The 14874-nt window shown below is 67.8% G+C and carries 13 protein-coding genes; 9 read left to right on the top strand and 4 right to left on the bottom strand.

The window, feature by feature from the left end:
• Window positions 1–21: 21 nt before the first annotated feature.
• The 8 genes from puhA (at window position 22) to ROR02_RS03210 (ending at window position 8337) form a co-directional block, all read left to right on the top strand.
• Complete coding sequence (gene puhA / locus ROR02_RS03245; protein WP_147162577.1) at window positions 22–777, top strand: photosynthetic reaction center subunit H; 756 nt, start codon at window positions 22–24, stop codon at window positions 775–777.
• Window positions 777–1388 (top strand): photosynthetic complex putative assembly protein PuhB, encoded by a 612-nt coding sequence (gene puhB, locus ROR02_RS03240; RefSeq protein ID WP_246135378.1) that lies wholly within the window; start codon window positions 777–779, stop codon window positions 1386–1388. Before puhA ends, puhB begins: the two co-directional genes overlap by 1 nt.
• Window positions 1389–1573: 185 nt before the next feature.
• Window positions 1574–2038, top strand: coding sequence for a photosynthetic complex assembly protein PuhC (gene puhC / locus ROR02_RS03235; RefSeq protein ID WP_147162575.1), 465 nt, complete (start codon window positions 1574–1576; stop codon window positions 2036–2038).
• Between the two features lie 97 nt (window positions 2039–2135).
• Window positions 2136–3581, top strand: coding sequence for a putative photosynthetic complex assembly protein PuhE (gene puhE / locus ROR02_RS03230; protein WP_147162574.1), 1446 nt, complete (start codon window positions 2136–2138; stop codon window positions 3579–3581).
• 38 nt (window positions 3582–3619) lie between these two features.
• Complete coding sequence (gene sfsA, locus ROR02_RS03225) at window positions 3620–4366, top strand: DNA/RNA nuclease SfsA (RefSeq protein WP_147162573.1); 747 nt, start codon at window positions 3620–3622, stop codon at window positions 4364–4366.
• A gap of 46 nt (window positions 4367–4412) precedes the next feature.
• Window positions 4413–5240, top strand: a complete 828-nt coding sequence (map, locus tag ROR02_RS03220) for a type I methionyl aminopeptidase (protein WP_147162572.1) — start codon at window positions 4413–4415, stop codon at window positions 5238–5240.
• On the top strand, window positions 5237–5998 hold the full coding sequence (gene radC, locus ROR02_RS03215) for a RadC family protein (protein WP_147162571.1): 762 nt from the start codon (window positions 5237–5239) through the stop codon (window positions 5996–5998). The genes map and radC overlap by 4 nt, the downstream gene beginning before the upstream one ends.
• A 251-nt stretch (window positions 5999–6249) precedes the next feature.
• Window positions 6250–8337, top strand: coding sequence for a methyl-accepting chemotaxis protein (locus ROR02_RS03210; protein ID WP_147162570.1), 2088 nt, complete (start codon window positions 6250–6252; stop codon window positions 8335–8337).
• 172 nt (window positions 8338–8509) lie between these two features.
• Here ROR02_RS03210 and ROR02_RS03205 read toward each other — a convergent pair whose 3' ends face one another.
• The 4 genes from ROR02_RS03205 to dgcN form a co-directional block, all read right to left on the bottom strand.
• On the bottom strand, window positions 8510–9691 hold the full coding sequence (locus ROR02_RS03205; RefSeq protein ID WP_147162569.1) for a sensor domain-containing diguanylate cyclase: 1182 nt from the start codon (window positions 9689–9691) through the stop codon (window positions 8510–8512).
• Window positions 9688–10605: a transglycosylase SLT domain-containing protein gene (locus tag ROR02_RS03200; protein ID WP_246135377.1), complete on the bottom strand. Its 918-nt coding sequence runs from the start codon at window positions 10603–10605 to the stop codon at window positions 9688–9690. Before ROR02_RS03200 ends, ROR02_RS03205 begins: the two co-directional genes overlap by 4 nt.
• Window positions 10606–10773: 168 nt before the next feature.
• Entirely contained in the window at window positions 10774–11781 is a 1008-nt protein-coding gene (dgcA, locus tag ROR02_RS03195) for an N-acetyl-D-Glu racemase DgcA (protein WP_147162568.1), read from the bottom strand.
• Entirely contained in the window at window positions 11778–12824 is a 1047-nt protein-coding gene (gene dgcN / locus ROR02_RS03190) for an N-acetyltransferase DgcN (protein ID WP_456152345.1), read from the bottom strand. The genes dgcA and dgcN overlap by 4 nt, the downstream gene beginning before the upstream one ends.
• 314 nt (window positions 12825–13138) lie before the next feature.
• Between dgcN and ROR02_RS03185 the strand changes: the two genes are divergently transcribed.
• A complete protein-coding gene (locus ROR02_RS03185) occupies window positions 13139–14659 on the top strand; it encodes a malonate--CoA ligase (protein ID WP_147162567.1) in 1521 nt (506 codons plus the stop codon).
• Window positions 14660–14874 lie beyond the last annotated feature (215 nt).

The raw sequence follows: 14874 nt of genomic DNA, 5'->3' as shown, positions 1-14874 counted from the left end.
CAGACATCAGGAGGCCATGCTATGTTTGTTGGACAACTCGTTGGCAATTTTGACGTTGCCACTCTTGTCACTGCTGTTTTCTTCGTTTCGTTTTTCCTGGGCCTGATCGTCTATCTGCGGATGGAAGACCGCCGCGAGGGGTATCCGCTGGAAGACGACCTGTCGGGTAAGCTGGAGGCCATGGGGCCGCACGCCATGAGCCCCCCGAAGACCTTCTACATGCCGCACGGCGGCACCCGCGCCGTTCCCAATGACGCGCGCGACACCCGCGTGATCAAGGCCAAGCCGACCGCCCGTTGGGCCGGCTCGCCCCTGGAGCCGACCGGCGACCCGATGATCGACGCCGTTGGCCCCGCCGCGTTCACCGAGCGGGCGGCCACCCCGGACCTGACCTTGGAAGGCGATGCCCGCATCGTTCCGCTGTCGAAGCACAAGGACTTCTGGCTGTCGTCTTGCGACGCCGACCCGCATGGCATGCAGGTCGTGGCCGCCGATGACGTGGTCGTCGGGTCGGTTGCCGATGTGTGGATCGACAAGTCGGAATGCCTGGGCCGCTACTTCGAAGTCGCCCTGAAGGACGGCAAGCGCGTTCTGGTGCCCGTCACCCGCGCCCTGATCGTGGCCGCCACCCGCACGATCTACGTCGGTTCGGCCGACAGCGCCCACTTCGCCTCGGCTCCGACCACGGCTCGCGGCGATCAGATCACCCTGCGTGAAGAAGACCGCATCATGGGCTACTTCGCCGGCGGCATGATGTACACCAAGAAGGCTTGGTGATGGGGGAATACGACTCCGACCCTGTGCATGGCCTGCCCGAGTCTCTGCCAGAGGGTGAAACCATCCTCTGGCAGGGAGCGCCAGACTGGAAAGGTCTGGCGCGGCGGGCCTTGCATTTTTGGTTGGTGCTCCTCTACTTCGTGGGGCTTTTTGCCTGGGAGGTCCTCTCCGCCATCGCCGGTGGCACCGCGGCGGGGGATGCCGTCATGGCGTCCTCGTCGCTGATCGTGCCGGCGGCGGTGGTTCTGGGGCTGATCGGCCTTTATGCGCGGTGGCTGGCCCGATCCACCATCTACACCATTACCAACCGGAGGGTTGCCCTGCGGTTTGGCATTGCCTTGCCCCGGACCATGAACCTGCCGTTCACGGCGGTGACCAGCGCGGCCCTCAAGGTGTACGCGAATGGAACGGGGGACATCCCGTTGACGCTGACCCCCAAGGTCCGGTTGGCGTATCTGGCGCTGTGGCCCCACGCCCGTCCGTGGCGGGTGACCCGGGCGGAGCCCATGTTGCGGTGCATCCCCGATGCCGGGCGCGTTGCCGCGCTTCTGGCCGAGGCCCTGCGCTCCGCGCCTTCTCAACCCGACAGCCCCGAAGATGCGGCCGGGTAGTCGTTCCGCCGGCCGGGTGCGGCCTCCCCTGAGGGGGGGAGGATCGCCCCGGCAGGGCCGTCCGTCGGGGGACGCAAGGGGGGCGCCACCGGAGCAGACCGGGTAGACGCCCGCCCCGAAGGCCCGTCGCGCCGCCAGATGGCGGTTCGGCCACACAAAACACGGACTCAACAGAGACGAGCGCCATGGGTGATCCCTTTGAAGACAAGCCGGTTCCACGCTCCGCCCTGATCGCGGCGGCCATCGTGGTCAGCCTCACCATCCTGGTCGCGGCGTGGGCCCGTCTCAGTGGATACGATCCCGGGTCTGACTACCGCTCCGCCGTGGTCGCCACCGAGGACATGGCCTTCCGGGTTGAAAACGATGGCACGGTCGCGGTGATCGTGCCTCCCGACAACGTCGTGATGACGCGGATTCCCGCCGCGAGCAGCGGCTTTCTTCAGGGAATCCTGAAAAGCCTGGAGCGCGAGCGGCACCGCCGGGAAATCGACCTGGCGACGCCCTATCGCCTGGAGCGTCACGCCAACGGGCGTCTGGCGCTGGCCGATCCGGGCACGGGGATGAATATCGACGTAGGGTCGTTTGGTCCCACCAGTCTGGCCCTGGTCCAGGATTTGTTCCAGACGGCGCACGATCGCCGCCGCGAATAGACTTTCGCCGCCGTTGTTCCGTCCCCTGGAAGCCGGTCCCCTGGGTTAGGGGGCGGGCGGGTGGGCGGTTGTCCTTTCTCTGGTGGCCTGGTCGTCCATGTCCTTCAGCGATTTCGCCGTTCCGATTGCGTATGTTTTGTTCGTCTGGTGGTTCTCGACCGGGGCTATCATGTACCTGGATGGCCTCCCGCGCCGGACCTACGTGTGGACGTTCGCCCTGGCCACCGCCCTCCTGATCAGCGCGTTCGCCGGTATTTCCCACACGGCGGCGGTGGTTTCGGTGGGCGCGGCCTACAGCTCCTTCACCTGCGGCCTGGTGGCCTGGGGGTGGATCGAGATGATGTTCCTGTTTGGCTACATCACCGGTCCGCGCCGCACGCCGTGCCCGGACGGGTGCGTGGGCTGGCAGCGCTTTCGATTGGCAACCCTGACCATTTTATATCACGAACTGGCCATCGTCGGCACGGCGGCCATTTTGATTATTTTAAGTTGGGACAAGCCCAACAAGGTTGGTCTTTGGACTTTTGTGATTTTGTGGGGGATGCGCCTGTCCGCCAAGCTGAACGTTTTTCTGGGGGCGCGTAACCTGAGTGAAGACTTTTTGCCGCTCCACCTCGACTATCTGAAGACCTACTTTCGCAAGCGGCCGATCAACCTGCTCTTTCCGATTTCCGTGACGGCGTCGACCATGGTATTCACGGTGCTGACGCTCAAGATTTCCGATCCGGCGCTCAGCCGACCCGAGGCGATCGAGGTGACGTTTCTTGCCACCCTGACCGGCCTCGCGGTGCTGGAGCACTGGTTCCTGGTTTTGCCCCTGCCGGCGGAGACCCTTTGGAAATGGGGCCTTTTGTCGCGGCGCATCCAGGAACCGGGGGGCGGATACGTGGAAATCTGGGCGGGGGACAGCAAGGAGGATCGACACGGCATGACGGACAAGGATACGAACGCCTCTCCCGGAACGGGGGCCCGCATTGGCCCCAATGCCGTGATCCAGGTGGTGCGGGCCCTGCGCGAACTGGGGGGACCCGGGGACATGGAGCGGGTGTTCGCGGCCGCCGACCTGGGGCGCTATCTCCAGGAACTGCCCGAGCACATGATCCCGGAAACCGAGGTCATCGCGCTGCACCGGGCCTTGCGCGATCAGCTGACGCCCGAGCTGTGCCAGCGGGTTTCGCGGCGGGCCGGGGAAACCACGGCCGAGTACCTTCTCGCCAACCGCATTCCCAAGCCGATCGCCGCCCTGCTCAAGCGTCTGCCCGCCGGGATGGCGGCAAAGTCGCTGCTCACCGCCATTAGCCGCCACGCGTGGACCTTCGCCGGCAGCGGACAGTTTTCCTGGGAGACCGGGCACCCGGTTCAGGTGCGGATCGTCAATTCTCCGCTGTGCCGGGGCGTTCAGGCCGATCACCCTTTGTGCGATTATTACGCCGCCACCTTCGAGGGCCTGTTCCGGGTTCTGGTGCATCGCAAGAGCAAGGTGGTGGAAACCTCGTGCGGAGCCATGGGGCATCCGGCCTGCGTCTTTGAGATCACCTGGTAACGGGTGGGGTCCCGGGGCGGCGGCAGGAGGACGGAGCCATGGAGTTCGCCCGGCCGCTGATCCGGGGGCGTCTGGTTCAACGCTACAAACGCTTTCTGGCGGATGTGGTGCTCGAAGAAGGGGCGCGGGCAGGGGAAACCGTGACGGCGCATTGCGCGAACTCCGGTTCGATGCGCACCGTCAACACCCCTGGCTCGCCGGTCTGGCTCTCGCCGGCCCAGGCTCCCGGGCGACGCCTGGCCTGGACCTGGGAAATCATCCAGGTGGACGAGGCGTTCGTGGGCGTGAACACCAGCACGCCCAACCGCGTGGTGGCCGAGGCGATCCACGATGGAAGGGTGCCGGCCCTGGCCGGGTATGCCCGGATCCGGCGCGAGGTGCCCTATGCCGGGCGGTCACGGATCGACCTGTTGCTGGAGGCCGACGACCGGCCTTCGTGCTACGTCGAGGTCAAGAACGTGACCATGAAGGAAGGCGGCGCCCCCCAGGGCGTTGTCTTGTTTCCCGATGCGGTGACGGCCCGGGGGGCCAAGCATCTGGAAGACCTGGCCACGATGGTGGCGCAAGGCGCGCGAGCCGTGATGGTGTACCTGGTTCAGCGCACCGATGGCGATGCGGTTGGCATCGCGCAATCCCTGGATCCGGCCTACGGCGCCGGCCTCGCGGTGGCGCTGGACCGGGGTGTCGAGGTGGTTTGTCTGGGCTGCGCGGTCGATCCGGCAACCGGAATTTGGGTCAATCGCACGCTGCCCCTTGTCTGGCCGCCTGTTTCTCCCCAAACCTGAAGAAAGACTGCCGTTCCATGATCCCCTTGAACAAGGTGTGCCGCGCATGACCAGTGCCGCTCAACGGGCCCAGGAAATCACCCTCCACGGGCCGGAGGCCTTCGAGGGCATGCGAAAAGCCGGTCGCCTCGCGGCCGAGACCCTTGATTTCATCACGCCGTACATTCAGCCGGGCGTCTCCACCGATGCCCTGGATCGGTTGTGCGCCACGTTCATTGCCGATCATGGCGCGGTGTCGGCTCCGTTGAACTACCGGGGCTATCCGCGCTCGATCTGCACGTCGGTGAATCACGTGGTGTGCCACGGGATTCCCGCTCCCGACAAAATCCTGAAGGACGGGGATGTCCTGAACATCGATGTCACGCCGATTCTGGATGGCTGGTATGGCGATTCCAGCCGCATGTACTACGTGGGCGATGTGAAGCTGAAGGCGCGTCGCCTGGTGGAAACCACCTATGAATGCCTGATGCGGGGCATCGAGATGGCCAAGCCGGGCAACACCTTGGGGGACATCGGGCATGTGATCCAGACCTATGCCGAGGGCCTGCGCTATTCGATCGTGCGCGATTTCTGCGGGCATGGCCTGGGCCGGGTGTTCCACCAGCCGCCCAATGTCATGCACTTCGGACGGCCGGGGCAAGGCGTGGTGCTGCGCCCGGGGATGATTTTCACCATTGAGCCGATGATCAACGCCGGCCGGCACGAAACCAAGATCCTTTCGGACGGCTGGACGGCGGTCACCCGCGACAAATCGCTGTCGGCGCAGTTCGAGCATTCCATCGGCATCACCGAGGAGGGATGCGAGATTTTCACCGTGTCGCCGCGCGGCTGGCATTGCCCGCCCTACGAGGGGGCGGGCGTCGCGACCCCATGACCTCCCCGCCGCCTTCGGGGGAAGACCCGCCGGCCCGCCGGAGCCGCGCCGAGCCGAAAACGCCGGCCGACGCACCCCGGCGCAAGGCGGTGCCGGGGCCGGAAGGGCATCGGGCCCGGCTGCGCGAGCGCTTCCTGGCCCACCCCGAGGCGCTGCCGGATTACGAGGTCCTGGAACTGTTGCTGTGCCTCGCGCGGCCCCGGGGCGATGTCAAGCCGCTGGCGAAGGTGCTGCTGGCCGAGTTCGGGACGTTCGCGGCGGTGATCGCGGCCTCGCCCGAGGCGCTGCGCCGGGTGGAGGGCGTGGGCGACGCGGCGGTGGCGGCCCTCAAGGTGGCCGAGATGGCCGCCCAGCGCCTGCTTCAGGGGCGGGTGATGAACCAGCCCATCCTGGCCTCGTGGGACCGGCTTTTGGAGTATTGCCACGCCCGCCTGGATCACCAGCCGACCGAGCACGTGCGCGGCTTGTTCCTGGACACGCGCAACCGTCTGATCGCCGACGAGGAGATGCAGCGGGGCACGGTCAACCATGCCCCCCTGTATCCGCGCGAGGTGGTCCGCCGGGCCCTGGAGCTGCACGCGGCGGCGGTCATTCTGGTCCATAACCATCCCTCGGGCGACCCCACGCCCTCGGCCGCCGATCATGACATCACCTTGCAGGTCCGCGATGGCCTGCGCGCGGTGGGGATCACCTTGCACGATCATCTGGTGATCGGGCGGAACGGTCATGTCTCGTTTCGCTCGCAAGGGTTGTTCTAGCCACTCTCCCCTGAGCCGGACTGTCTTCCGAACGCCGATTCCCATGGCAGGATCCGGGAGACGATTTGCGCTGTTTTGGATGATTTCCTCTTCTTCCTCCTTCTTTCTCGCGGCCTGTAACCCATCTGTTGGAATACAGACCTGAAGCGACCGGGCCGTGTCGGAGTCTTGTCGGGACCCGCGCGCCGTGCCGTCCGGGGGGCATCGGTCCCAGGGCGTGGGCCGAGCGAGGGAAAGGCAAGGAGAGCCGGATGTCGATCCGTGTGAAAATCATTCTGGCGGCCGTGGCGGTCGTGTTCCTGGGGTTGGCGGGCTTGATCGGCGTGACGGTGGGGGTGCAGGCGTCTTCGTCCCGGGCGTCGGCCCTGGCCCGGTTGCAAGAGGAAGCCCGCGCCGAGGCCCGGGAGGCTGGCGTTTCGGTGACCCGGGCGGTGGCGGTGGTCGAGGCGATGGCCGCGACCTTGGGTCGCTGGAACCAGGAGGGCCGCTTTGATCGCGCGACCGCCGCCGATCTGGCCCATCAGGCGATGAGCATCGATCCCAGCTTTTTCGGGGGGTGCGTGGTGGCGGCACCCAATGGCTTCGGGCCCGACGCGCCCCACAAGGGCACTGATTTTTCCGACGCCGACGGGCGGTTCGCGCCGTACTTCTACCGGGGCACCGATGGAAGCATTGTGTACGAACCCGTGGCCATTCCCAACGAAGCCGAGGCCGACGCCTGGTATGGCCTGCCCCAGCGAGAAAACCGGCTGGTGGTGACGGATCCGTTTTCGTACACGGTCGGCAATGGCGGCGCCATCTTGATGAGCACGGTGGCGGCGCCGGTGATCGGCCCCCAGGGCCGGCCGGCCGGGGTGACCACCATCGACATGGCTTTGACGGATATTCAAAAAAACGTGGAGGCGTTGCGTCCCCTGGGCGTGGGCCGGGCCGCCTTGCTGGCCTCGAACGGCGCCTGGGTCGCCACCCCGCGCGCCGATCGCCTGGGCACCGTGTCGGATCCGGCCGAGACCGGGGCGCTGATGCAGGCCATCGCGAAGGGCCGAAGCCATACCGACCGCTGGCAGGAGTCCGCCGGAGGCGATGCGATGATCCGCGTTGCCGTGCCCCTGACCTTTCCCGGGGTCCGGGAGACGTGGTCCTTGCTGCTGATGGTGCCCGAGGACGCGGTGATGGCCGATGCCAATCGCCTGCGCACCACCTTGCTGCTGATCGGCCTGGGCGCGCTCGGCGTCACGATCGTGGTGCTGGCGGCGGTGACCACGTGGCTGGTGCGCCCGGTCGGCGCCATCGCCGGCACCTTGCGCCGTCTGGCCGATGGCGATACCAGCGTGAACGTGGGCAAGGAGGCCGGGCGCGCCGACGAGGTGGGCGACATGGCCCGGGCCGTGGCCACATTCCGGGAAACCGCCCTGGCCCGCGAACGCCTGGAGAAACAATCCGAAGAAGAGAGAACAAGCTCGGATCGCCGTCGGCGTGACGATCTGATGGGGATCGCCGAGCGTTTTGAACAGGAGATCGATGGGGTCATCCGCACCGTGCGCCGGCGCGCCCAGGCAATGGATGAAGTCTCGGGCCATGTCCAGGAACAGGCCCACGGGGCGATCGGCCAGGCCACCGAGACCCGCGAAACCACCGATGGCATGGCCGGCACGGTCGGTACCGTGGCCACGGCCATGGAGCATCTGGCCGATGCGATCAATGAAATCAGCCGCCAGATGCAACGCGCCAACGACGCGGCCGCCACCGGCGGCGCCCAGACCCAAGGCGCGGTGGCGCGGATCCAGGGCCTGGTCGAGGCCGCGACCCAGATCGGCGACGTGGTGACCCTGATCACCGACATCGCCAACCGCACCAACCTGCTGGCCTTGAACGCCACGATCGAGGCCGCCCGGGCGGGCGAGGCGGGCAAGGGGTTCGCGGTGGTGGCCCACGAGGTGAAGAACCTGGCCACCCAGACCGCGCGCGCCACCGAACGCATTGCCCAACAGGTGGCCGACATCCAGGCCAGCACCAGCCAGGCGGCGGCCGAGATCGAGGGCGTGGCCCATCACATCGGGGTGTTGAGTGAAATCAATGCCTCGGTCGCGGGGGCGGTCGAGGAACAAAACGCCGCCACCGCCGAAATGAACCGGGCCCTGGCCCAGGTCTCGCAAGGCGCCCAGGACCTCAGCCGGTTGAGCGCCTCGGCGTCGAGTGGCGCCGACGACACCGGCCGCGCCCTGGAAAGCCTGGCCACGGATCTTGCCCACCTGGTCACCGCCATCGGCGAGGTTGAGCACAAGGCCGATGCCTTCGTGCGCTCCTTGCGCGCCTCGGCCCAGGGGGGAGGGCACTGATTTCCCGGAAGGGAGGCGAGGACCGCGCGGGCACACCGCAAGACCCTCGCCTTTTTCCCGGAGCGCCCGCTTCCCCTCGGGATCGGCAGGCGGGGCCGGCTGTTCACAACTTTTCCCGAAAAGTTTCCCGAAAAGACAGACTCAAGCAAAAAAGGCGCGCAGTCGGCCGTGTTTAATCTGGAGTCGACGAACTCTCACGGGGCGCCCCGGCCATTTCCTCGGGGTCGAACAGGCGGACACCGTCGCGGCCGGCCCGCTTGGCCGCGTACATGGCGAGGTCGGCGCACTGGCAGAGCATCACTTCCGTGGTGGCGTGGTCGGGGTAAAGGGCGATGCCGATGCTTGAGGACACCGACACGTCGCGCTCCTCGGTGGCGATGGGCAGGGCCACGCTCCGGCGCAGCTTGCGCGCCACCGTCACCGCGTCGGACACATCGTTCACGGGTTCCAGCACCACCACGAACTCGTCGCCGCCCACCCGTCCCACGGTGTCGGAGGCCCTGAGCGAGGCGCGCAGGCGTCGGGCAACGGTTTGCAGCACCAGATCCCCCACCGCGTGGCCCAAGGTGTCGTTGATCGGCTTGAAACGGTCGAGATCGACAAACAAAAGCGCCACCCGGTGATCGTCCCGCTCGGCCCGCGCCATGGCCTGTTGCAGGCGATCCGAGAACAAGGCGCGGTTGGGCAGGCCGGTCAGGGCGTCGTGGTGCGCCAGATGGCGGATCTGTTCCTCGATCTGGCGCCGTTCGGTCAGGTCGTACACCGTGCCGATGATCGCCGGCCGGTCCCCGGCGGTCACCCGGGCCGCGCTGAGTTCCACCCAGGCTTCGCGGCCCTCGGGGCCAAGCAGGCGGATTTCATAGCGTTGCGGGGTCTGCTGGCCCCGTTCGCGAGCCTGGGCCCGGGCGCGCGCCACCGCGCGGTCGTCGGGGTGGACCAGGGAAATCGGATCATTCAAGGCCATCAGCGCGGCCTCGTCCCGGCCCAGCAGGGCGCACAGGGCCGGGTTGACCAGGGTCAGGCGCCCGCGCTGGATCATGAAAATGCCTACCCCGGCCGTGTCGGCCAGGGCGCGCAGGCGGGCTTCGCTTTCGCGCAGGGCCTCGCGGGCCTCGGCGTGATCCCGAAGCAGGCGCTGCAAGCGGAGGTTGCTCAGGTGGGTGTGGGCCGCCACCCCGCCCACCAGCCCCATCAGCCCCACCACCGCGCAAAGGGAGAGGCCCACCCAGTTTTCATCCGCGAGGGCAGGGTCAAGGGCGGGAGCCGGCAGGGCCAGGGCCGCCGGCAAGAAGACCGCGATCCAAAGACACAAGGAGACGATCAAAATAATCCGAGGACTTCTTGGTTTCGTCATGAGGGCGGGTCACCCGCCCGGCGCGCCTCCCAGGCCTTGAGCTTCTGGGCCCGCCAGCTTTCCGCGAACGCGCGCTTGTCGGCCTCGTCCTGGGCCTTTTCGGTGCGGGCCTCGGTGATGCGTGCCTCGTAGGCCTGGTCGGCGGCCTGGGCCTTGGCGATGAAAATCTGGTTCTTGGCCGCCGCCGCCTGGTAGCGGGCCAGCGAGCGCGGGGTAACCGAGGGATCGAATCCCGGGGCGGCCGCCCCGGCACCGCTGAACAACGGGCGGGGCGTGATGTCGGGCCCCAGGGTCGTGACCTGGGCCACCAGGCGCAAGCGCGCGGGGGCGGTGGTTTCGGCCTCGGTCCAGGCTTCGTTGATCTTGCCGGCGTAGCGTTCGGCGTGGACCGGGGTGCGCGAGTGATAGGCGGTCACCGATTCCGCCCAGGATCCCGTCTCGGCGTACAGCCGCTTGAGGAAGGTCACGGCATAGGCCACGTTCGAGGCCGGATCCATGGCTTCCTCAAGCGAATCGAAGGCCGAGCCATGAAAATGCAGGTTCACCTGCATGCAGCCGACATCGATGTTGCCAACCCCCCGGGCCTGCAAGGCGCGCACGGCGGCCAGGGCCTCGGCCTTGGTGGGATAAAAATTTCCGGCCCCGCCCGAGGTCACGGTCCACGGCCAGGCAACTCTTGCCTTCAGCGTGGGGTTCCAGCGCCCCGACTCCACCAGCGAGATCGCGGTCAGCATGTGGGGGGGGAAGCCGGCCTGCCGGTTATAGGCCTCGGTATGCGCGGCGCACAGGGCCTCGGGGGTCTCGGCCCGCGCCAGGCCCGGAGCAAGAAACGCAAGGCCGGTCAACGCCAGGGCCGCCATCGGCCGCGCGCCACCCAGGCCACGCAGGGCATCGGAGCGAAGGGAAGGGCGCATGCGGTTGTCCTCCTTGGGGCGTGGGCACCACGCACGGTCCTGGCGCGCGCACGAACCGGCCGGCTCAAGGGGTCGATGCAAAAAACACACCGGCCACTTCCCGTCTGGCCGGGCGGGAGGCCGGGGATCCGGCGGGGCCGGCCTTCAAGGCGGGCCCCGCCGGAAAGGTTATCCCCACAAGGCCGGAGTCGCAGGATAAAGCGTCGTGCCTTCGTAGGAAAGCCCGTGCTCGCGATCGCGGGCCAGCAGCAAGGGCCCGTCCAGGTCCACGAACTCGGCCCGGGCGGCCAGCAGCAACGCCGGTGCCATGGCCAGCGACGTGGCCAGCATGCAGCCGATCATCAGGCCCATGGCGCGATCCTCGGCGGCGCGCGCAAGGTTTAGCGCGGCCGTCAGGCCTCCCGTCTTGTCGAGCTTGATGTTGATGTGGGTGTAGTAGGCCGCCAGCCGCTCCATGTCCTCCAGGCCATGGACCGACTCGTCGGCGCACAGGGGCACCAGATGGCGCAGGCCTTCCAGGGCCTCGTCCCGGCCGGCGGGCACGGGCTGTTCGATCAGGTCCACGTCGAGATCGGCCATCGCCGTCACGAACGCGCGCACCCGGTCGTCGGCCCAGCTTTCGTTGGCGTCCACGATCAGACGGGCCTCGGGCGCGCCCCGGCGCACCGCCGCCACCTGCGCCACCGGATCCGAGCCCCCGACCTTGATCTTGAGCAGGGGGCGATCGGCCAGGGCCCGGGCGCGTTCCTCCATTTTTTCCGGCGTGTCCAGGCTCAGCGTCTGGGCGGTCACCGTCGGGCGCGGCGGGGCAAGCCCGAGAATCGCCCAGGCCGGGCGTCCCTCGCGCTTGGCTTCCAGGTCGAGCAGGGCGCAGTCCAGGGCATTGCGCGCCGCCCCCGCCGGCAGGGCCTCCAGCAGCGCCTGGCGGGTCAGGCCGCCGGCCACCGCCGGCGCCATGCCTTCCAGGTCGGTCATCACCTGGGCGACCGTCTCCCCGTAGCGGCGGTAGGGCACGCACTCGCCGCGCCCGACCACGAGGCGGCCGTCCGGCGTGGTCTGGGTGATCTCGGCGACCACCACGTGAACCTCGGTGCGGGCGTCGCGGGCGATGACAAAAGTCCCCGCCACCGGCCAGACCTCGGCCCGCACCCGCAAGCTGGGAGACGACCCGGTCATGAGCCAAACCGTCCCACCAGGGCGGTGACCAATTGCCCGACCCCGGTGCGCACCGGGTCGACACAGGGCATGCCATAGGCGTCGGCGGTTTGCCCCAGCAGCCGGGTCGCCGCCTCGGTCGACAGGCCGGCGGTGTTGAACGCCATTCCCACCACCACCGCGTCGGGATTGGTCAGGCGGGCGCACTCCAGGTTCAGGCGGATGCACTCGTCGAGCGAGGGCAACTGACGCCCCGGCAGGCCGCGCATGTGCGCGCGTCCCGGCTCGTGGCACAAGATCAGGCCATCGGGTTGGGCGCCGTGCAGCAGGCCCAGGCTGACCCCCGCGTAGGACGGGTGAAACAAGGAGCCTTGCCCCTCGATCAAATCCCAGTGATCGGCGTCGTTCTCGGGCGACAGGGCTTCCGCCGCGCCGCTGATGAAGTCGGCGACCACCGCGTCCACCGAAATCCCCCCGCCGGCGATCAGGATGCCGGTTTGTCCGGTGGCCCGGAAGGTGGCCTTCAGGCCCCGGGTCTTCATTTCGCGTTCCATGGCGAGCATGGTGTACATCTTGCCCACCGAGCAGTCGGTGCCCACGGCCAGCACCCGGCGTCCGGAGCGGGGCACGCCGTTCGCGACCGCCAGCCGGCCGGTGGGATGGCGCACGTCGTGGAGCTGGACGCCGGCCCGCTGGGCCGCCTGGACCAGGCCCGGCACGTCGGTCAGGCGCTCGTGCAGGCCGGCCGCGACATCGAAGCCCATGTCCACGGCCTTCATCAGGATTTCGCGCCAGCTTTCGCCGATGACGCCACCCCGGTTGGCGACGCCCACCACCAAGGTGCGCACGTCGGCGGCGCGGGCTTCCTCCAAGGTCATGTCGGGCAGGCCGAGGTCGGCCGCGCAGCCGGGCAGGCGCATCTGGCCCCGGCACCACTCGGGGCGCCAGTGACGGATGCCTGTCGCGGTCTTGGCGGCCAGGCTATCGGGCGCATCGCCCAGGAAAAGCAGATAAGGGGGGTGAAGAGGCATTGCATCCACCTCGCGGGTCTTGCAGCAGGGCATCAGGCCCCCTGACAGGGCGCGGGCGTCGACGATACCTCTGCCGCGAGGGTGTCGCAAAAAGAAATTCTGATGGCTAAAAAATGGGCAGCGGCGCCCGCGTCAAAAAGGAGCCTTGCAGGGCCTCTTTCCAGCCCCCGCGTCGTTGGGGTAGACCTGTCGGTTCCCGGGGCGCCAAGGCGTTCCCCCCTTCCAGAAGGATCCTTGCCCACTCCGAGGATCCTTGCCCATTCGGAGGATCCTGTCTCGGAGGATCCTTGTCCATTCGGAGGATCCTGTCTCGGAGGATCCTTGTTCCATTCGGAGGATCCTTGCCCATGTCGCACGCCATTGCCTCGCTGTACCGGCTGCTGCTGGCCTCGGCCCCCAGCGATCCGTCGGCGCCGATGCTGATAAGCCCGGATGGCACCCGTTTGTCCCATGGCGAGGCCCACCATCTGGCCGGGCGCCTGGCCAGGGGGCTGGCGACGTGCGGGGCGGTGCCCGGGGACCGGGTGAGCGTGCGCGCGGACAAAAGCCCGACCTCGGTTCTGCTGTACCTGGCCTGCCTGCGCGGCGGATTCGTGTACGTGCCCTTCAACACCGCCTATACCGAGGATGAGCTGGCCTACCTGATCGGCGACGCCGAGCCGGCGGTGATGGTGGGCCGCCCCGAGGACGAGGCCTTCCTGAACGCCCAGGCGGCAAGGCACGGGGCCAGGGCGGTGCTGACCCTGGCGGCGGATGGCGGCGGGTCGGTGCGCGATCTCATGGCCAGCGAGCGTTGCGAAGGGGCGCCGGCCGATCTGCGGCCCGATGATCTGGCGGCGATGCTCTACACCTCGGGCACCACGGGCAAGCCCAAGGGCGCCATGCTGACCCAGGACAACCTGGCCGCCAATGGCCTGGCCCTGGCCGAGGCGTGGCGCTTCCAGGCCGACGACGTGTTGTTGCACGCCTTGCCCCTCTTCCACGCCCATGGCCTGTTCGTGGCCTGCCATACCACGTGGCTGGCCGGGGCCTCGATGCTGTGGCTGCCCGGATTCGATCGCGACCGGGTGCTCGACCTGTTGCCCCAGGCCACGGTGTTCATGGGCGTGCCGACCTTCTACACCCGCCTTCTGGCTGATCCGCGCCTGACGGCCGAGCGGGTGGCGGGCATGCGCCTGTTCGTGTCGGGCTCCGCGCCCCTGCTGGCCGAGACCCACCGCGCCTTCGAGGAGCGCACCGGCAAGGCCATCCTGGAACGCTATGGCATGACCGAAACGGGCATGAACACCTCGAACCCCTACGACGGTCCGCGCCGGCCCGGGGCGGTGGGCCCGGCCCTGCCCGGGGTGAGCGTGCGCGTGGTTGACGAAGAGGGGGCCGAGGTCCCGGCCGAGACGGTGGGCGATGTGCAGGTCAAGGGCCGCAACGTCATGAAGGGCTACTGGAAGCTGCCCGAGAAAACCCGCGAGGAGTTCACCGCCGACGGCTGGTTCAAAACCGGGGACGTGGGCAGGATCGACGCCGAGGGCTACTTGCACATCGTCGGGCGGGCCAAGGATCTGATCATCAGCGGCGGCTACAACGTGTATCCCAAGGAGGTCGAGGACGTGATCGACGCCCTCGACGGCGTGGTGGAGTCGGCGGTGGTCGGCGTGCCCCACCCGGATTTCGGCGAGGTCGGGGTCGCCGTGGTCGTGACCCGGGGCGCGGTGGATGAAGCCAAGGTCCTGGCCCACTGCAAGGCGCATCTGGCCAACTACAAGGTCCCCAAGAACGCCTTCTTCGTGGTCGATCTGCCGCGCAACACCATGGGCAAGGTGCAAAAGGCCCTGCTGCGCGACACCTACAAGGGGCTGTTCGCCGGATAGAGTTCGCCAGGGAAAAGTGGGCACCGCTTTTCCCGAAAAGGCAAACTCAAGCAAAGGGATGGAGTTCGCCAGGGAAAAGTGGGCTCCGCTTTTTCCGAAAAGACAAACTCAAGCAAAGGGATCCGGCGTCTGTCCGCTTCAACGTGAAACGGACAGACGCCAGAGCGCATTCCGATCCAAATGGATCAGGGAATGCCCTCCGGTTTTTTGAATTA

Source organism: Pararhodospirillum oryzae, assembly GCF_007992075.1.
Taxonomy (GTDB): Bacteria; Pseudomonadota; Alphaproteobacteria; order Rhodospirillales; family Rhodospirillaceae; genus Pararhodospirillum; species Pararhodospirillum oryzae.
This window is presented reverse-complemented; position numbering and strand designations above follow the sequence as displayed.